This window comes from Sorangiineae bacterium MSr11367 (genome assembly GCA_037157805.1).
Taxonomy (GTDB): domain Bacteria; phylum Myxococcota_A; class Polyangia; order Polyangiales; family Polyangiaceae; genus Pendulispora; species Pendulispora rubella.
The window spans coordinates 4,974,834-4,996,078 of record CP089983.1 but is presented as its reverse complement, the minus strand read 5'-3'; the positions used below and the strand labels follow the sequence as shown (position 1 = coordinate 4,996,078).

Genomic DNA, 21,245 nt, shown 5'->3' with positions numbered 1-21,245 from the left:
GGCCGAGGGCCTCGAGACCTATGCCGCGTTGGGCACCTTGCCCAGCGTCGCGTCGGGACGCATCGCTTACCTGTTTGGCCTGGAGGGACCTGCGTTGACCGTGGACACGGCGTGCAGCTCCTCGCTCGTAGCCATCCACCTTGCCTGCCAGGCACTGCGTGGCGGCGAATGCTCACTGGCGCTCGCCGGCGGCGTCGCGGTCATGGCGACCGCGGTCCACTTCCCCTGGTTGAGCCGCCAGCGTGGGCTTTCGGCCGATGGTCGATGCCGCTCCTTCGCCACGGAGGCCGATGGCACGAGCTGGGGCGAAGGCGCCGGGATGCTCCTTCTCGAGCGCCTCTCGGATGCGAAGCGAAACGGCCATCCTGTCCTCGCCGTGATCCGCGGCTCGGCGCTCAATCAGGACGGCAAGAGCCAAGGACTCACAGCCCCCAACGGGTTGGCCCAGGAGCGCGTCATTCGGCAGGCGCTCGAGGATGCGCAGCTCGAGGCGGCGGGCATCGATGCCGTCGAGGGTCATGGCACGGGGACCAAGCTCGGTGATCCCATCGAAGCCCAGGCCCTTCTTGCCACCTATGGGAAGGCCCACACGGGTGCGACGCCCCTGTGGCTCGGAAGCCTCAAGTCGAACCTCGGTCATACCCAGGCCGCGGCCGGCGTGAGTGGTGTCATCAAGATGGTCCTTGCCATGCAGCACGGGGTTTTGCCCAAGACGCTGCACGCCGAGAACCCATCGCCTCACGTGGACTGGTCCTCGGGCACCGTTCGTCTCTTGAACGAGCCAGTCGCGTGGCCCCGCAACGGGCGTCCGCGCCGCGCCGGCGTCTCCTCGTTCGGCGTCAGCGGGACCAATGCGCACGTCATCCTGGAAGAAGCGCCGCCCCTAGATGCCGCTGTTGCGGCCGAGATCGCGGGCAGCCCCTCCGCGGGGCTGCCGCTGCAGGCCCTGCCGGTGCTGCTCTCCGCGAAGAGCGAGATGGCGCTCCGCGGGCAGGCCGAGCGGCTCCGCGAGCACCTCGAGGGACACCCCGAGCTCGCTCTCGTCGACGTGGCCTCGTCGCTCGCCACGACGCGCGCCCACTTCGAACAGCGCGCCGCACTCGTGGTCCGCGACCGCACCGAGCTTCTGGATGGCCTCGAAGCGCTTGCCCAAGGCCAGGGTTCGGACTGCGCCTGCGTGGGACTTCGCCACGGTGGCGGCAAGGTCGCCTTCGTCTTTCCGGGGCAAGGTTCACAGTGGACCGAAATGGCTCGCCCGCTTCTCGAGAGCTCGAGCGTCTTCCGAGACTCCATCGAGGCCTGCGAGCGCGCCTTCGCGCCCTATGTCGACTGGTCTCTCCGCGATGTCCTCAACGGCGCGCTCGATCAGGTCGATGTGGTGCAGCCCGCGCTCTTTGCCGTCATGGTGTCGCTCGCCGCGCTCTGGCGCTCCCTCGGCGTCGAGCCCGATGCCGTCGTCGGCCATAGCCAAGGCGAGATTGCCGCCGCCTACGTCGCCGGCGCGCTCTCCCTCGACGATGCCGCCAAGGTCGTCACACTCCGAAGCCGCGCCCTCAAGCTTCTCGCCGGCAAGGGCGCCATGGCCGCCGTCGAGCTCGGGCAAAGCGACCTTGTCCCTTACCTCGAGCCCTTCGGACAGCGCCTCTCCATTGCCGCCACCAACAGCCCTCGCTCCACGCTCGTTTCCGGCGACCCCGAGGCCATCGACTTGCTCGTCGACTCCCTCGCCAACGCGCAGCTCTTCGCTCGAAAGGTCCGCGTCGACTACGCCTCCCATGGCCCTCAGGTCGAGGCCATCGAGCGAGCCCTGTTGACCGATCTTGGCTCCATCTCACCCCAGCCTTCCCGCATCCCCCTCTACTCCACCGTCTCCACCGTGACCAAGAGCCCCCTCGTGGGCACGGAGCTCGACGCCGCCTATTGGTACGAAAACCTTCGTCACACCGTCCGCTTCGCCGAGACCACCCAGGCCCTCTTCGACGCCGGCCATCGCTTCTTCGTCGAGGTCAGTCCTCACCCCGTCCTCGGCCTCGCCCTTCGCGAAACACTCCACGGCTCCGACGATGCCACCGTCGTCGGCACCCTCCGCCGCAACGAGGGCGACGTCTCGCGCTTCCTTCGCTCCTTCGCCGAGCTGTACTCCGGCGGATTCAATCCCGACTTCGCGACCTTCTTCGCCCCCTTGCAACCGCGTCGCGTCGACCTGCCCACCTACGCCTTTCAGCGCGAGCGCTTCTGGCTCGATGTCCCCAAGTCCCATCGCGCCGACGTCGCCACCGCCGGCCTCACCGCCGCCGACCATCCCCTGCTCGGTGCCGCCGTTTCCCTCTCCGACCAAGGGGGCTTTCTCTTCACCACCCGCCTGTCGCTCGCCGACCAGCCCTGGCTCGCCGGCCATGAAGTCTTCGGCTCCGTCTTCTTGCCCGGTACCGCCTTCGTCGAATGCGCGCTCTTCGCCGCCCACCACGCCGGCCTCGATCGCATCGAGGAGCTCACCTTGGAGGCGCCTCTCGTCCTGCCTTCCCATGGCGCCATCGTCGCCCAGATGTGGGTCTCGGCCGCCGACGACACCGGGCAACGGTCCCTCTCCCTCTACGCCCGCCACGAGAATGCTTCCGATGACGCGCCGTGGACACGGCACATCAGCGGCACGCTCGGCATGGCGACGTCCCGTGATGCCGAAGCCCACGCCTTCACGCGTTCCGCTTGGCCGCCGCCGGGGGCTACGCGGGTCGACGTGAGTGGTCTGTACGAGCGCCTGGCGCAGGCGGGGCTCGGCTATGGTGACGCGTTTCAGGGCGCGCGTGCCCTGTACGTGCGGGGCGACGAGCTTTTCGTCGAGGTGGAGCTGCCCGAGGCGGTCGCCAAGGATGCGCCTCTCTTCGGCCTTCATCCGGCGTTGTTCGACGCGACGATGCACGCCATCCCTGCAGAGACGGCGGAGGTCGCGCTGCCCTTCTCGTACCGCGGCATCTCGCTGTATGCGGCAGGAGCTTCCAGCTTGCGCGTCCGCATCAAGGTCGATGCGGCGGAAAACCTCATCTCGCTCGCGCTCGCCGACGGCGCTGGGGAGCCGGTGGGGCTCGTCGAAAGCCTGATGAGCCGCCCGGTATCCCGAGGGCAGATCCGCTCTGCCCAGCGTCAGGATGCGCTCCTCCGGATCGATTGGGTCGAAGCCCCCAAGGCGACGCCCCGTCACCTGCCGCCCTCCGAGCGGTGGGCGCTTCTCGGCGAGGCGGACGGAGCGCTCGCGTCGGCACTCGAATCGAGCACGCCGCGTCTCGACCGGCACACGGATCTCGACGCGCTCGACCAGGACGCCGCGCCCCCGAACACCATCGTTCTGTCGTTCCTTCCTCGCACGGGCTCGACGGGCGTCCTCGCGGCGGCCCACGAATCCACGGGGAAGGCGCTCACGCTCCTTCAACGCTTGCTCGCCGACCAGCGTTTCGCCGGCAGCCGGATCGTGGTGCTCACGCAGGGTGCCATAGCCACGGGTGACGAGCATCGCGTCGGCGATCTCGCCCACGCGCCGCTTTGGGGCTTGGTTCGCTCTGCGCAAGCGGAGAATCCGCTTCACCCCATTGTCCTCGTGGACATCGACGACACCGAAGCCTCGCGGCGCGGACTCGCCTCGGCGCTCGACACGCCGGAGAATCAGCTCGCACTCCGTGATGGGCGGATCCTCGTTCCGCGTCTCGCCCGGGTCGCGCCGATGCCCGCGGATTCACGGAACCGCGCGCGCGCACTCGACCCCGACGGCACGGTCCTCATCACGGGCGGCACCGGTGTCCTGGGGGCGCTGCTGGCCCGCCATCTGGTGCATGCCCACGGCGCAAAGCACCTCCTTCTCGTGTCGCGACGGGGACCTGACGCGGAGGGCGCCGAAGGCCTGAAACGCGATCTCGAAGTGGCGGGAGCCTCGGTCACCCTCACCGCGTGCGACGTCGCCGATCGGCCCGCGCTCGAGGCGCTGCTGAAGACCGTTCCGAGCGAACGCCCACTCACTGCCGTCCTTCACATGGCCGGATTCCTCGACGATGGCGTCCTCGCGTCGCTCACCCCGGAGCGGATCTCGTCCATCTTGCGCGCCAAGCTCGACGCCGCTCACCACCTCGACGAGCTCACGCGGCCGCTCGATCTCGCAGCGTTCGTCCTCTTTTCGTCGACCTCGGGCCTGATTGGAAGCCCGGGCCAGGCGAACTACGCAGCCGCCAGCGTCTCGCTCGATGCGCTCGCCCATCGGCGAAGGTCGGACGGGCTCCCCGCGCTCTCCATCGATTGGGGCTTCTGGGCCGACAAGAGCGGCATGACCGAACAGCTCACGGACGCCGATGTGTCGCGCATGACGCGCGCGGGCATCTACCCCATGTCGTCCGACGAGGGCCTCGCGCTGTTCGACGCGGTCCTCGCACGGCCCGAGCCCGTGCTCGTCGCCGCCCGCTTCGACGGGGCGGCGCTCGGGAAGCGGGTCGCATCCACCGACGAGATTTTGCCCATCCTGCGCGGGCTCGTTCGAGCCCCGCGCCCCGCGGCCAAGAGCCCCGTGGGGGGCTCGTCGCTCAAACAGCGGTTGCTCGCGCTATCTCCCTCGGATCGAGAGCGCGCCGTTTTCGATCTCGTCCGGGGCGAGGCGGGTGTCGTTCTGGGCGTCGCATCCTCGACCCTCAAGGCCCAAGTCCCGCTGCAGGAGCTGGGACTCGATTCCCTCATGGCCGTCGAGTTGAAGAATCGGCTCTCGGCCGCCACCGGGCTCCGGCTTCACGCTACCCTGCTCTTCGACCACCCGACGCCCGCGGCCCTCGCGAGCTGGCTCGGCCCGCAGGTGATCCCCGAGGCGGCGAACGGCGAAGGCGCCGTGCCCAAGACGAACGGCCACGCCCTCGCGGAGCTCGACAAGCTCGACGCCATCGTCTCCGAGATGGGACCCGACGACGGCCGGCGGGAGGCGCTCACCGCGCGGCTCAAGGTGCTGCTGTCAAAGTTGACGGCCAAGCCCGCGGCCGCCCACGCGGAGGTCGCGCTTCAACTCGAAGCTGCGACGGACGACGAGCTCTTCGCATTCTACGAACAGGCCCGAGGAGGCCGGAATCAGACCGATGACGCATGACGAAAAGCTTCGCGACTATCTGAAGCGCGCACTGTTCGATCTTCACCAAGCGAACGAGCGGCTGCGCGAGGTCGAGCAAAAGAACGTCGAGCCGATTGCCATCGTGGCCATGAGCTGCCGCTTTCCGGGCCATGTGCGCACGCCCGAGGATCTCTGGGACCTCGTTCGCGAGGGTCGAGATGCCGTCTCCGGGTTTCCCGAGCGCCCGGGGTGGAACCTCGAAGCGATTTACGATCCGGATCCGGACGCCCCCGGCAAGACGTACACGCGCGAAGGAGGCTTTCTCTACGACGCGGACTCCTTCGATCCCGCGTTCTTCGGCATCAGTCCGCGCGAAGCCCTGGCGGTCGATCCGCAGCAGCGCCTCTTGCTCGAGACGTCGTGGGAGGTCTTCGAGCGGGCCGGCATCGATCCGGAAGCGCAAAAGGGTTCGCAGACCGGCATCTTCGTCGGCGTCATGTACAACGATTACAGCCTGCTGGACGCGCCCGAGGGGCTCGAAGCGTACACGGGGCTGGGGAGCACGCCGAGCATCGCCTCGGGACGCATCGCGTACACGTTCGGCTTTCATGGTCCCACGGTCACCGTGGACACGGCGTGCAGCTCGTCGCTCGTGGCCATCCACCTCGCGTGCCAGTCGCTGCGCCAAAACGAGTGCTCGCTCGCGCTCGCCGGCGGCGTCACCATCATGTCCACGACGCGCGTGTTCATCGCGCTCAGCCGCCAGCGCGCGCTCTCGCCCGAGGGGCGTTGCAAGTCGTTCTCGGCCGATGCGAACGGCACCGGCTGGGGCGAAGGCGTCGGGATGCTCCTGCTCGAGCGCCTCTCTGATGCACGGCGCAACGGGCATCCCATTGTCGCGGTCGTGCGTGGCTCGGCGGTCAATCAGGACGGCAAGAGCCAGGGTCTGACGGCCCCCAACGGGCCCGCGCAGGAACGGGTCATCCGAAAAGCGCTGGAGAATGCGCAGCTCGAAGCGCACGAGGTCGACGCGATCGAAGCCCACGGCACGGGCACTACGTTGGGCGATCCGATCGAGGGACGTGCGCTCCTCGCCACCTACGGTCAGGCTCGCGAGAGAAGCGCGCCGCTTTGGCTCGGGAGTCTCAAGTCCAACATCGGACATGCCCAGGCGGCCGCGGGGGTCGGCGGGATCATCAAGATGGTGCTCGCCATGCACCACGGTCTCTTGCCGAAGACCCTGCACGCCGAGAATCCGTCCCCGCACATCGATTGGTCGTCGGGCACGATGCGCCTCCTGAACGAGGCCGTCGCGTGGCCGGAGACCGGGCGGCCACGGCGTGCGGGCGTCTCGTCCTTCGGCATCAGCGGGACGAATGCCCATGCCATCCTCGAGCAAGCGCCCAAGGACAGCGAGACCCTGGAGGAGCGCGAGTCGGTGCCGGCGTTGCCGGTCGTGCCGGTCCTGATTTCGGGCAAGAGCGAGGCCGCGCTGCGCGGTCAGGCGGTGCGGCTGCGCGAGCACCTCGAGGCCCATCCGGGGCTGGGGCTCGCCGACGTGGCCGCGTCGCTCGCCACGACGCGCTCGCATTTCGAGCACCGTGCTGCGTTCGTCGCGCGTCATCGGGACGAACTCCTCACCGCGCTCGATGCGCTCGCCCGAGGAAATCCCGCGCCGGGAACCGTCGTTGGTCACGGTGCGGGCGGAGAAAAGCTCGCGGTCCTCTTCACCGGACAGGGTAGCCAGCGGCTCGCGATGGGAAGGCCGCTCTATGACGCCTTCCCGGTGTTCCGAACAGCCCTCGATGCCGTCGCGGCGCATTTCGATGCGCTCCTCGAGCGCCCTTTGCTCGCCGTCCTCTTTGCCTCCCAAGGCTCCGACGACGCCGCACTCCTCGATCAGACGGCCTTTGCGCAGCCCGCCCTTTTCGCCCTCGAGGTCGCGCTCTTCCGCCTTTTCGAAAGCTGCGGGCTCCAAGCGCATCTCCTGCTCGGGCACTCGATCGGGGAGCTCGTCGCGGCCCACCTCGCCGGTGTCTTCTCGCTCACCGATGCGTGCACCCTCGTCGCGGCCCGCGCCCGGCTCATGCAAGCGTTGCCTCAGGGCGGCGCCATGCTCACCGTCCAGGCTTCCGAGGACGACGTCCTCCCCTTGCTCGCCTCTCGGCAAGGCCTCTCCATCGCCGCCATCAATGGCCCAGCGTCCACCGTCGTCAGCGGCGACCTCGACGCCGTCCTCGACGTCGAGTCCCACTTCCAGGCCCTCGGCCGCAAGACCTCGCGCCTACGCGTCAGCCACGCCTTCCACTCCCACCACATGGACGGCATGCTCGACGCCTTCGAGAAGGCGGCCAAGAGCATCTCGTTCCATCCGCCCACCATCCCCATCGTCTCCAACGTCACCGGCCGCATCGCCGAATACTCCGAGCTTGCCTCGCCCGACTATTGGGTACGCCACGTCCGGCAGGCCGTCCGCTTCCTCGATGGCCTGCAGACCCTTCACGCCGAGGGCGCACGCACCTTCCTCGAGCTTGGACCCCATGGTGTCCTCACCGCCCTCGCACACGACACCCTCTCGACCGATCCCGGCGCCACCTTCGTCGCCGCTCTCCGAAAAGACCGACCCGACGTCGACGCCTTCCTCTCCGCCCTCGGCGCTCTGCACACCGCGTCGGAGTTCCTCGATTGGAAGGCGTTCTTCGCGCCCCTTCGGCCTCGACGCGTCCAGCTGCCCACGTATGCCTTTCAGCGCGAGCGCTTCTGGTTGGACGATGCGAAGGTCCGAAAGGCTGATTTCGCTTCGGCGGGCCTCGCATCGATCGACCACCCGCTGCTGAGCGCTGCGGCGGCGCTGGCCGACACGGAGGGGTTCGTCTTCACGGGGCGCTTGTCGCTCTCCGAACAGGCGTGGCTTGCGGACCATGCCGTCTACGGCACCGTCGTCGTGCCAGGCACCGCGCTCGTGGAGTGTGCCCTCGTGGCGGCCCAGCACCTGGGCCTCGCCGCGATCGAAGAGCTTACGCTGGAGGCTCCGCTCACGCTCGCGTCTGCAGAGGCGACGATCCTCCAGGTGTCGGTCGGCGCCCCGGACGAGAAGGGGCGGCGTTCGTTGACCGTTCACGCGCGCACGGATGGAGATCGCGATGCGCCGTGGAAGCGGCATGCCAGCGGCACCCTCGCCGACGCGGAATCGTTCGATTTCGAGCTCCACGCATGGCCGCCGGACGGAGCCACGGCGATGGCGCTGGATGGCCTGTACGAGCGGCTCGCCGAGGCGGGACTCGTCTATGGGGACGCCTTCCAGGGATTGCGTGCAGTCTACAAGCGTGAGCACGAGCTTTTCGCCGAGGTCGAGCTCCCCGCGGCGGTCCTTGGGGATGCGAGCCTCTTCACGATGCATCCGGCCCTGCTCGATGCGGCGCTGCATGCGCTGGCGGTGCATCACGACGGCGATCTCGCGCTGCCGTTCTCGTGGGGTGGCGTGGCGCTGCGTGCGCGCGGGGCCACGAGCCTGCGCGTGAGGCTGCGCAAGGACGGGGCCGGAACCGTATCGGTGGACCTCGCCGATGCCACCGGAGAGGCTGTCGCCCGCATCGAGGCGTTCACCGCACGGTCCGTGTCGCGTGAGCAGATCGGCTCGGACGCCCGGAGGGATGCCCTCTTTCAGGTTCATTGGAGCAAGCTGCCCGAGGACTCGTTGCCATCGCCGGTAGCGGGCGAGCGCTGGGCGCTACTCGATCTGGGGCTTCACTCCCCGGAGCTCGGGCTTGCGCCGGCGCTCGAGGCGAGCGTCCCACATCTCGAGCGGTACGCCGACATCGCCGCGCTGAAGTTCGCACTCGAGCAGGGCGCCGCCCTGCCCGAGGTCGTCGTGGTTCCCTTCGTCACGCCGGCCGATGTCTCGATCGTCGACGCGGCCCACTCCATCGCCGCGCAGGGCCTGGCCCTCGTTCAGACTTGGCTCGCGGACGAACGCTTGGCCTCTTCGCGCCTCGTCGTATTGACCCGAAACGCGGTCGCCACGCAGACGGGCCACGACGTCCGGGACCTCGGATGCGCCCCGCTCTGGGGCATCGTTCGCTCCGCACAAACCGAGAACCCCGACCACTCCATCGTGCTCGTCGACATCGACGACTCCGAGGCGTCGCGTCGCGCCTTCCATACCGCGTTGGTGCGGGCCACGGCCGGCGCGGCGGAGACGCAGCTCGCGCTGCGCGAGGGGCATGGGCTCGTCCCTCGGCTCGCGCGTCTCGGTCAGGATGCCCCGGCGGCCGCGTCGATGGATCCCGATGGGACCGTGCTGCTCACGGGGGGCACCGGAACGCTCGGTTCTCTGCTGGCCCGCCATCTGGTCCACACGCACGGCATCAAGCACCTGCTCCTCGCATCGCGCCAAGGACCCGACGCGACTGGGGTTGGGAACCTGAAGGCCGAGCTGGAGGCAGCCGGCGCCCAGGTCACCGTGGCGGCGTGCGATGCGGCCGATCGCGGGGCGCTCGAAGCGCTTCTTCGATCCATTCCGCGAGAGCACCCGCTCACCGCGGTGGTGCACGCCGCCGGCGTGATCGACGATGGTGTGGTCGGCTCGCTCACCCCCGAGCGGCTGCAGGCGGTCTTGCGCGCCAAGCTGGATGCCGCCCTTCACCTGGACGAGCTCACGCGAGCGCTCGATCTCTCGGCGTTCGTCCTCTACTCCTCGCTCTCCGGCATCATGGGGGGCGCTGGGCAGGCAAACTATGCGGCCGCCAACGTCTTTCTCGACGCGCTCGCGCATCGCCGGAAGGCGCACGGGCTGCCGGCGATGGCCCTTGGCTGGAGCCTCTGGGCGGACAGGAGCGGCCTGACGGCGGGCCTCACGGACGCCGATCGGCAGCGCATGGACCGGGGAGGCATCTACCCGCTCTCTTCCGAGGAGGGGCTCGCGCTCTTCGACGCCGCGCTCGCGCGACCCGAGGCTGCCCTCGCGGCGGTGCGGTTCGACACCGCGGCGCTCGCAAAAGAAGCCACACGTGCCGAGGCCGTCCATCCGCTCCTCCGAGGGCTCGTCCGGGTCCGCGCGGCGCGGAACCTCGCGAAGACCGGTGCGTCCTCCGTCTCCCTCTTGAACCAGCGCCTTGCCGCGCTTCCCGCGGCGGAGCGTCAGCGCGCGATGTTCGACCTGGTGCGCCCCGAGGCTGCCGCCGTCCTGGGCATCGCGCCCCCGAGCACGCTGCAGCCCGAGCAGCCGCTGCAGGAGCTCGGCCTCGATTCGCTCATGGCCGTCGAGCTGCGAAACCGACTCGCGACCGTCACGGGGTTGCGGCTCAAATCGACGTTGCTCTTCGAGCACGCGACCATCGCGGCGCTCGCTCGCTTTCTCACGATGGAGCTGGTCGGCGACGCAGAGCCATCGCCCACCGTGCAACGGACGTCTCCGACGCCCCAAGGCGAAGACGATCCGATTGCCATCATCGCCATGGCCTGTCGCTTTCCCGGCGGGGTGCGCACGCCCGAGGATCTGTGGCAGCTCTTGCACGGTGCGCGGGACGGCATTTCCGGCTTGCCGGAGAACCGCGGGTGGAAGCTCGAGTCGCTTTACGATCCCGATCCCGAGGCCACGGGGAAGACCTACGCGCGCGAGGGCGGGTTCCTCTACGATGCGGACCACTTCGACCCGGCGTTCTTCGGCATCAGCCCGCGTGAGGCGCTCGCGGTCGATCCGCAGCAGCGCCTCTTGCTCGAGACGTCGTGGGAGGCCTTCGAGCGCGCCGGGTTGGATCCCGCGTCGCTTCAGGGATCGCAGACCGGCGTCTTCGTCGGCGTCATGTACAACGACTATGCGCTGCTGGCCCCCGAGGAGCTCGAAGCGCACTCGGGGCTGGGAAGCTCGGCGAGCGTGGCCTCGGGGCGCATTGCTTACACCTTTGGATTCCACGGTCCCACCGTTACCGTCGACACGGCGTGCAGCTCCTCGCTCGTCAGCACACACCTCGCGTGCCAGGCGCTGCGCCAAGGCGAGTGCTCGCTCGCGCTCGCCGGTGGCGTCACCGTCATGGCCACACCGGCGCCCTTCATCGCGCTGAGCCGCCAGCGAGCGCTGGCCCCCGATGGTCGCTCCAAGTCGTTTGCGGCCGAGGCGGATGGCGCCGGCTGGGGAGAAGGCGTCGGCGTGATCCTGCTCGAGCGCCTCTCCGATGCGACGCGAAATGGGCATCCCGTCCTTGCGCTCATTCGAGGTTCGGCGGTCAATCAGGACGGCAAGAGCCAGGGACTGACGGCCCCGAACGGCACCGCGCAAGAGCACGTCATTCGGCAGGCGCTCGAAAGCGCTCGGCTGAAGCCGCAGGACGTCGACGCGGTCGAAGCCCACGGCACCGGCACGACGTTGGGCGATCCGATCGAGGCCCATGCGCTGTTTGCCACCTACGGAAAGGCGCGCACCGAAGAGTCGCCGCTTTGGCTCGGGAGCCTCAAGTCGAACCTCGGTCATACGCAAGCCGCAGCCGGCGCGGGCGGCATCATCAAGATGGTCCTCGCCATCCAGCACGGCATGTTGCCGGCGACTCTCCACGCCGAGAATCCTTCGCCCCACATCGACTGGTCCTCCGGCACGGTGCGGCTCTTGAACGAGCCCATGCCCTGGCTTCCCAATGGACACCCCCGCCGTGCGGGGATCTCGTCGTTCGGCATCAGCGGCACCAATGCTCACCTCATCGTCGAAGAAGCGCCGGTACGGGCCACAGTGGAGGCCCAGCCCGAGGCTTCGACGGTGCCCGGTCTGCCGATCCTGCTGTCGGCCAAGAGTGAGATCGCGATGCGCGCGCAAGCCGCGAGGCTCCGCGCGCACCTCGATGCGCAGCCGGATGTCGCGCTCGTCGACCTCGCGTATTCGCTCGCCACCACGCGATCGCACTTCGCCCAGCGCGCCGCGATCGTGGCCCGCGACAGGAGCGAGCTCCTCGCCGACCTCGATGCCGTCGCCGGAGGAACCCCCGCCGAGAGCGCCGTCCTCGGACAGAGCGATGTCTCGGGCAAGCTCGTGTTCGTCTTTCCCGGGCATGGCTCGCACTGGGAAGGCATGGCGCGTCCCCTGCTCGAGACCTCGCCCATTTTCCGCGAGACCCTCGAAGCCTGCGAGCGCGCCTTCTCGCCTTACGTCGACTGGTCCCTGCTCGGCGTCCTGAAGGGGACCGAGACGGCGCCCTCGCTCGATCGCATCGATGTCGCGCAGCCCACGTTGTTTGCCGTCATGGTCTCGCTGGCCGCTGTCTGGCGATCCATGGGTGTGACGCCCGACGCGGTCGTGGGACATAGCCAGGGCGAGGTCGCCGCGGCGTACGTCGCGGGCGCGCTCTCGCTCGAAGATGCCGCCAAGATCGTCACCCTGCGAAGCCGCGCACTCGCCACGGTCGCCGGCCTTGGCCGCATGGCCGCGGTCGAGTTGCCCCGCGCGCAGCTCGAGCCCTACCTCGCACCCTACGGTGAGCGCATCGTCGTCGCCGCCGTCAACAGCCCGCACGCGACAACCTTGGCCGGTGAGCCCGAGGCGGTGGACGCGCTCCTTCGCGAGCTCGAAGCCAAGCAGGTCTTCGCGCTCCGGCTCCGCGTCGATGTCGCCTCTCATTCGCCGCAGATTCGCGACATGCGTGAGAAGCTCTTGCTCGAGCTTGCCGATATCGCGCCTCGCCACGGCAAGATCCCATTTTTCTCCGCGGTGACCGCCGAAAAGAGCGAGGGCTCCGACCTCGGGCCCGAGTACTGGTACCAGAACCTCCGGCGTCCCGTGCGCTTCGCGGATGCCACGAACGCGCTCGTGCTCGATGGGCACCGCTTCTTCGTCGAGGTGAGCCCTCACCCCGTGCTCATGCTGGCCCTCGAGGAGACGCTCGAGGCCTCCGAGAGCCCTGCGGCCATCGTGGGCTCGCTGTGGCAAGGCGAAGGAACCTTCGAACGCCTCCATCTCTCGCTCGGCGAGCTCCATACGCGCGGGCTCTCTCTCGACTGGAACGCGTTCTTCCGGCCTTTCGGACCGCAGCGCGTCGAGCTGCCCACGTACGCCTTCCAGCGTGAGCGCTATTGGCCCGACGCCGCCAACGGTGGGGGCGCCGACGTGGCCTCCGCCGGCCTTTCCTCGACCGACCACCCGCTGCTCAGCGCCGCGGTCGCCCTGGCGGACACCGATGGATTCGTGTTCACCGGCCTCTTGTCGCTGGCCGACCAACCCTGGCTCGCGGGCCATGCCGTGTTCGGGACGGTGCTCTTGCCCGCCACGGCGTTCGTGGAATTTGCACTCGTCGCCGGCCACCACGTCGGGCTCGAGCACCTCGAGGAGCTCGCGTTGGAAGCGCCCCTGACGTTGCCCGCCCGAGGCGCGGTGCGGGTCCAGCTCGCGCTGGGCGCCCTCGATCGAACCGGCCGGCGCCCGCTCACGCTGTTTGCACGATCCGCCGAGGCCAACGACGACGCGGCGTGGACACGGCACGCGAGCGGCATGCTCGCGCCGGCTGCGCCCCCCGTCGCGTTCCGGCTCGATGCATGGCCGCCTCCGGGGGCCACGGAGATCGCGCTCGATGGGCTCTACGAGCGGCTCAACGACGTGGGGCTCGGCTACCGGGGGGCCTTTCAGGGACTGCGCGCCGTCTACAAGCGTGGCGAGGAGCTCTTCGCCGAGGTGGCGCTTCCGGAGGCGAGCGCCAAGGAAGGCGGACGCTTCGCGCTTCACCCGGCGCTGCTCGACGCGGCGTTTCACGCCCTTGCCCTGGACGGCCGTCAGGAAGCGGCGAACGTGGCGCTGCCCTTCACGCTTCACGGTGTTTCGCTGCGCTCGATTGGAGCGTCCACCCTGCGGGTCCGCTTCGAGCGAAACCGCGAGGACAACACCACGATGCTCGCACTCGCCGACGGCAGCGGCGAGCCTGTGGCTCACGTCGAGGCGCTCGCGACGCGGCCCGTGTCGGCGGGCCAGCTCCGCGGAGGCCAGCGCCTCGATGGGCTCTTCCGCGTCGAATGGATCGCGCGGCCCGAGGAGACGCCGTCCGAGGAACTCCGTTGGGCGCTCCTCGGTTCGGACGAGCTCGGCCTCGGGCCGGCGCTCGAGGCGAGCGCCGCGCAGTTCGAGATCCATGCCGACCTCGATGCCTTGAAGACCGCCCTCGATGCGGGTGCCACGCCGCCGGAGGTCGTGATCGCGGCGTTCGTGTCGCGCGGCGTGAGCACGGACGTCATCTCGACGGCGCACGCGACCACCGCGCGGGGGCTGGCGTTGCTGCAGGCGTGGCTCTCCGACGAGCGCTTCGCCGCAACCCGTCTCGTGATGCTCACGCAGGGCGCCATCGCCGCGCGCACCGAGGACGGCGCTCCGGATCTCGGAAGCGCGCCCTTGTGGGGGCTCGTTCGCTCGGCACGCGCTGAAAACCCGGACTACTCCATCGTCCTGGTCGACGTGGATGGCACCGTGGCCTCGCGACGCGCGCTCGCGGCGGTCGTCGACGCTTCTTCGAGCGAGCTTGCCGTGCGCGATGGGCAAGCTTTCGTGCCGCGGCTGGCGCGCCTTCTTTCGACGTCGGCGGATCCTTCGCCGGCCGCGCGGGCGCTCGATCCCGACAGGACGGTGCTCATCACCGGCGGTACGGGCACGCTCGGCCGTCTGCTTTCCCTCCATCTGGTCCGGGCGCACGGCGTCCGGCACCTCCTTCTTACGTCACGGCAAGGCGCGAACGCGGCCGGCGCGGACGATCTGAAGCGCGAGCTCGAAGCAGCCGGTGCCCACGTCTCGATCATGGCGTGCGACGCGGCCGATCGCCCTGCGCTCGAGGCGGTTCTGGGATCCATTCCGGCCGAACGCCCGCTCACCGCCGTCATCCACGCCGCCGGCGTGCTCGACGACGGCGTGCTCGGATCCCTCACCGCCGCGAAACTCCATCCCGTTTTGCGCGCGAAGCTCGATGCGGCGCAGCACCTTCACGAGCTCACGCAATCGCTCGATCTGTCCGCCTTCGTTCTCTTTTCCTCGCTGTCGGGCGTCATGGGCGCCGGAGGACAAGCCAACTACGCCGCCGCCAACACGTTCTTGGACGCGCTCGCGCACCACCGCAAAGCCCGAGGGCTCGCGGCGCTGTCGATCGACTGGGGCTTCTGGGCCGACAAGAGCAGCATGACCGCGCACCTGACCGACGCCGACGTGCGGCGCATGGGCCGCGGTGGGCTGCGCGCTCTCTCCTCCGAGGAGGGGCTCGCGCTGTTCGATGCAGCCTTCGCCCGGCCCGATGCCAGCATCGTGGCCGCGCGCTTCGATTCCATGGCGCTCGGCAGGCAGTCGGCCGATGCGCTGCACCCCTTGCTGCGCGGCATCGTCCGGGCTTCGCGGCGCGTCGCCATGAACACGGCGGCGCCCTCGTCGCTGGCTCAACGCCTGCTCGCCCTGCCCGCTCCCGAGCGTGAGCAAGCGGTGCTCGACATCGTACGCGGCGAGGTCGCCACCGTCCTGGGCATCGCGTCGCCGAGCGCCGTCGAAGCACATCGCGCTCTCCAAGAGCTCGGGCTCGACTCGCTCATGGCCGTCGAGCTGCGAAACCGGCTCTCCGCCGCGACGGCGATGCGGCTGCGGGTGACCCTGCTCTTCGATTATCCCACGCCAGGGGCCCTCGCGCGGCACCTGACGGCCGAGCTCCTCGGACGCCGCGCGGAGACTCCCGCGCGCGAGCTCCTGCCGCGGAAGCGACTCCCCGTGGGGGAGGATCCGATCGCGATCGTCGCGATGGCCTGCCGTTTTCCGGGCGCCGTGCGCACCCCCGAGGATCTCTGGCAACTGTTGCTGCGCGGCCAGGACGGTATCTCCACGGCGCCGCAGGACCGCGGGTGGAGTCTCGAGGCCCTCTACGATCCGGATCCCGACGCGGTGGGCAAGACCTACGCGCGGGAGGGTGGCTTCGTGGACGGCGCCGACCTCTTCGATCCCGCGTTCTTCGGGATCAGTCCGCGTGAGGCGCTCGCCATGGATCCGCAGCAGCGGATGCTCCTCGAGTTGTCGTGGGAGGTCCTCGAACGCGGCGGCATCGATCCCAGCGCGCAAGGCGGGCAAAGCGGGCAAGACGGGCGCGACACCGGCGTGTTCGTCGGGATCATGCACAACGGCTACAGCGATCTCGGGACGTCCGAGCAACTCGAGACATACGGCATGGGAAGCCTCGCGAGCGTCGCCTCTGGGCGCATCGCGTACACCTTCGGGCTCACCGGCCCGGCCGTGACGGTGGATACGGCGTGCAGTTCGTCGCTCGTGGCGGTCCACCTTGCGTGCCAGGCCCTCCGGCAGGGAGAATGCACACTCGCACTCGCCGGCGGGGCCACCATCATGGCCACACCGGGCGTGTTCCTCGCGTTCAGCCGGCAGAGAGGCATGGCTCCGGACGGGCGCTGCAAGTCATTCTCCGCCGAGGCCAACGGCGCGGGTTGGGGCGAGGGCGCGGGCGTTCTGCTGCTCGAGCGGCTCTCCGATGCGACACGCAACGGGCACCCCATTCTCGCCGTACTGCGCGGATCGGCCGTCAATCAAGATGGCAAGAGCCAGGGGCTTACGGCGCCCAACGGACCGGCCCAGGAGCAGGTCATTCGAAGAGCCCTCGAGAGCGCCGGATTGGGCGCCGAGGACGTCGACGCCGTCGAGGCCCATGGCACGGGCACGACCTTGGGGGATCCCATCGAGGCGCAAGCCCTTCTCGCCACGTACGGAAAGGCGCACGCCGAGGCCGCGCCGCTCTGGCTCGGAAGCCTGAAGTCGAACTTCGGTCACACGCAGGCCGCCGCGGGCGTGGGCGGCATCATCAAGATGGTCCTCGCCATGCAGCACGGCGTCCTGCCGAAGACGCTGCATGCCGAAAATCCCTCCCCGCACGTCGACTGGTCCTCCGGCACCGTGCGGCTCTTGAAGGATGCCCTCGCGTGGCCGCAGAGCGGTCGGGCGCGCCGCGCGGGCGTCTCCTCGTTCGGCATCAGCGGCACGAACGCGCACGTCATCCTGGAGCAGGCGCCGGGGGCTTCGGTCGATGAGGCTTCCTCGCGTCCGCGTCCGCCCGCGCTACCGGTACTTCTCTCGGGGAAGACCGACGAGGCGCTGCGGGCCCAGGCCGAGCGCCTCCGGGAGCACCTCGTCGCTCGGCCGGAGCTCGAGCTCGTCGACCTTGCCTTTTCGCTTGCCGAGACCCGCACGCACTTCGACCATCGCGCCTCGTTCGTGGCCCACGATCACGCCGATCTGGTGAGCGCGCTCGAGGCCTTTGCCGCGCGAGGCCCCGCCAAGGGCGAACGCCCGGCGCCGGGCAAGCTCGCGGTGCTCTTCACCGGACAGGGAAGCCAGCGGCCGCTCATGGGCCGCGCGCTCTATGAGGCGTTCCCCGTCTTCCGCGATGCGCTCGACGCCGTCTGCACCCGGATCGATCCGGAGCTCGAAGGGATCTACCCCACGGCCGCGCGCCCCCGGCTGCGCGATGTTCTCTTCGCCGCCGAGGGATCCGAAGAGGCCGCGCTCCTCGACCAGACGGCCTTCACGCAGACGGCGCTCTTCGCGTTCGAGGTCGCGCTCTTCCGCCTCCTGCAATCCTGGGGCGTCATGCCCGATCTGCTGCTCGGGCACTCCATCGGGGAGCTCGTCGCCGCACACGTCGCCGGCGTTCTCTCGCTTCCCGATGCCTGCACCCTCGTCGGTGCGCGCGCGCGCCTGATGCAGGCGTTGCCGCAGGGAGGGCTCATGCTCACCGTGCAGGCTTCCGAGGACGAGGTCCTCGCGGTCCTGCCGCCCGGCGGGGCCCTTGCCGCCATCAATGGGTCATCGTCCGTCGTCGTCAGCGGTGACTCCGAGGCGGTGCTCGGGGTGGAGCGTCACTTCCAGGCGCTCGGGCGGAAGACCTCCCGCCTCCGCGTCAGTCACGCGTTTCATTCGCATCACATGGACGGCATGCTCGACGCCTTCGGACGGGTCGCCAGCAGCCTCACGTACCTGCCACCGCGCATTCCCATCGTCTCCAACGTTACGGGGAAGCTCGCCGAGGGCCGTGAGCTTCAATCGGCCGGGTACTGGGTCGAGCACGTGCGTCGCGCGGTCCGCTTCCTCGACGGTGCGCGGGCGCTCCATACCGAAGGCGCCCGCACCTTCCTCGAGCTCGGGCCTCACGGCGTGCTCTCGGCGCTTGCGCAGGAAGCCCTGATCGATGCGGCGCCTTCCGCGTTCGTGCCCGCATTGCGCAAGGGGCGTCCGGATCTCGACGCGTTCACCGGCGCGGTGGGAGAGCTCTTCGTCCGCGGACTCGTGGTCGACTGGAGGGCCTTCTTCGAGCCTTGGAAACCGCGTCGCGCCGACCTGCCCACGTATGCCTTTCAAAGGCAGCGATTCTGGCCCGGCGCCAAGGGACGTAACGCCGAAGTGGTCTCCGCCGGGTGGAACGCGGCCTCCCACCCGCTGCTCGGTGCCGCCGTCGCGTTGGCCGATACCGACGGGTTTCTCTTCACCAGCGTTCTGTCGCTCGGCGACCAGCCGTGGCTCTCGGGCCATGCCGTCTTCGGCGCGGTCCTCCTGCCGGGCACGGCGTTCGTGGAGCTGGCGCTCGCCGTCGCCCACCACGTCGGACTCGATCACGTCGAAGAGCTCACCTTGGAGGCCCCCCTTGCGCTGCCGGAGCGCGGTGCGATCCAGCTCCAACTATGGGTCGGTGGCGCGGACGACGCAGGTCGACGAGCCCTCACGGTCTACGCGCGGCCCGAGGAGACGAACGAGGACGCGCCGTGGACGAAGCACGCCAGCGCCACGCTCGCCCCTGCGACGGAGATGCCCGCGGTCGACCTCTCCGTGTGGCCGCCGCCGCGGGCCACAGCGCTCGATGTGGATGGACTCTACGAGCGCCTCGCCGATACCGGACTCGCGTACGGCGGAGAGTTCCGGGCGCTGCGTGCCGCCTACGCACGCGACGGAGAGATCTTCGCCGAGGTGCAGCTCACGGATGCCAAGGAGGCCGAGCGGTTTGCGCTCCACCCTGCGTTGCTCGAGGGAGCGCTCCACGCGCTCATGATCGAAGCGATCCGCGATGCCGCCGATATCGCGCTGCCGTTCTCGTTTCGCGGCGTCTCGTTGCGCGCGGTCGGCGCTTCGACCTTGCGGGTGCGTTTCGCGCGCCGTGCGGGGAGCGATACCCTCTCGCTCGACCTCGCGGATGCCGCGGGTAGTCCCGTCGCACACGTCGAGGCGTTCACCAGCCGGCCCGTGTCAGCCGACCAGCTGCGCTCTGCCGCCTCGTCGCGCCAGCGTGCGCTCTTGCGCCTCGATTGGACCGAGATGCCCAGTAGCACGGCGCCCGCGTCCGGTCATTGGGCCCTGCTCGGGTCCGAAATGCTCGACGCCGCGTTCAAACAGTACACCGATCTCGCTGCGCTGAAGGATGCGCTCGATCAGGGCGTGGCACCTCCGGACGTCGTCCTCGTTCCTTTTATCGCACGGGCCGAGTTCGCGGACGTCGTCTCCGCGGCCCACGAGGCCACCGCACGGGCGCTCGCGTTGCTCCAGGACTGGCTCGCCGACGAACGACTCGCCGCCTGCCGCCTCGTGCTTCTCACCAAGGGCGCCGTGGCCGCACGTGCCGCTGACGAGGTCGCTGATCTCGTCCACGCGGCGCTCTGGGGTCTCGTCCGCTCCGCGCAAGCAGAGAACCCCGATAGGTCCATCGTCCTCGTCGACGTCGACGAGACCGTCCTGTCCCGACAGGCCCTCCCCACCGTCTTCGATGCACCGGAGCTCCAGTTCGCCCTGCGCGAGGGTCGTTGTCTCGTTCCACGGCTCACCCGATTGCCTGGCGGCGCCGAGGAAGCGGCGCGACCGCTCGATCCGAAGGGCACGGTGCTCATCACCGGTGGCACCGGGACGCTGGGCACCCTCGTGGCGCGCCATCTCGTTCACACGCACCGGGTCGAGCGCGTCCTGCTCGTGTCGCGACAGGGAGAGCGCGCGAAGGGCGCCGACGCCGTTCGGCGCGAGCTCGAGGACGCCGGTGCGCGCGTCACCATCGCGGCGTGCGACGCCGCCGATCGCTCCGCGCTCGAGGCGCTTCTCACCGCAATCCCCGACGAGCACCCGCTCACCGCGGTCGTCCATGCGGCGGGCGCCGTCGACGATGGCATCCTTGGCTCGCTCACGCCCGAGCGCCTACGCTCGGTGCTGCGCTCGAAGCTCGATGCGGCGCTCCATCTGCACGACCTCACGCGAACGCGCGACCTGACCGCGTTCGTTCTCTTCTCGTCCTTCTCCGGCGTGGTCGGAAGCCCCGGCCAGGCCAACTACGCGGCCGCGAACACGTTCCTCGACGCGCTCGCCCATCATCGCCGAGCACGCGGCCTCCCGGGCCTGTCCCTCGACTGGGGCCATTGGGCGAACGAGAGCGGGTTGACCGCGCACCTCACCGACACCGACCGCAAGCGCATGGAGCGCGGCGGCCTCCGTTCCCTCTCGGCGGAGGAAGGCCTCGCCCTCTTCGACACGGCGCTCGCGCGAACCGATGCTGCCGTCGTCGCCGCGCACTTCGACCTGGACACGCTGGCCAAGGCCGCGGGGGGCTTGCACCCGCTCCTGCGAGGTCTCGTTCGAGCCAAGGCTTCGCGCCGCACAGCGACCAACACCGCCGATGCGACCTCGCTCAGGCAGCGCCTGCTCGCGCTACCGCCTTCCGACCGTGAGCCCGCCCTGCTCGATCTCGTCCGCACCGAAGCCGCCGCCGTGCTCGGCCTCGCGTCCTTCGGGGCCCTCGAGCCGCAGCGTCCCTTGCAGGAACTGGGACTCGATTCGCTCACGAGCCTCGAGCTGCGAAATCGACTCTCCGCCGCCACAGGGCTGCGACTTCACGCAACCTTGCTCTTCGATCACCCCACGCCTGCCGCGGTGAGCCATCTGTTGCTCGGGCAGCTCCTCGAGGACGAGAGCACCTCGCCCATGGCCATCTTCGCGGAGCTCGACAAGGTCGAGAACTCTCTCTCGCTGCTCGGCGCAAACGACTCGGTGCGTGAGACCCTCACGCTCCGCTTGCAGGGTCTGCTCTCGAAGTGGATGTCCATTCAAGCAACTTCGGGCGAGTCTGCACTCGTCGAAAAACTGGATTCGGCCGCCGACGATGACGAGCTCTTTCGGCTGATTGATCGTGTGAGGACCGAGGCAGCCCTATGA

2 protein-coding genes (1 of these 2 only partly in view) are annotated in these 21,245 nt (G+C 69.4%); both read left to right on the top strand.

Annotated elements, in window-relative coordinates:
* Positions 1–5,110, top strand: partial view of an SDR family NAD(P)-dependent oxidoreductase gene (locus tag LVJ94_19615; GenBank protein WXB09427.1) — the 3' end only. It extends 28,517 nt beyond the left edge of the window; the window shows 5,110 of its 33,627 coding nt (coding positions 28,518–33,627); its start codon lies off the left edge, out of view; the stop codon is at positions 5,108–5,110.
* A complete protein-coding gene (locus LVJ94_19610; GenBank protein ID WXB09426.1) occupies positions 5,100–21,245 on the top strand; it encodes an SDR family NAD(P)-dependent oxidoreductase in 16,146 nt (5,381 codons plus the stop codon). The genes LVJ94_19615 and LVJ94_19610 overlap by 11 nt, the downstream gene beginning before the upstream one ends.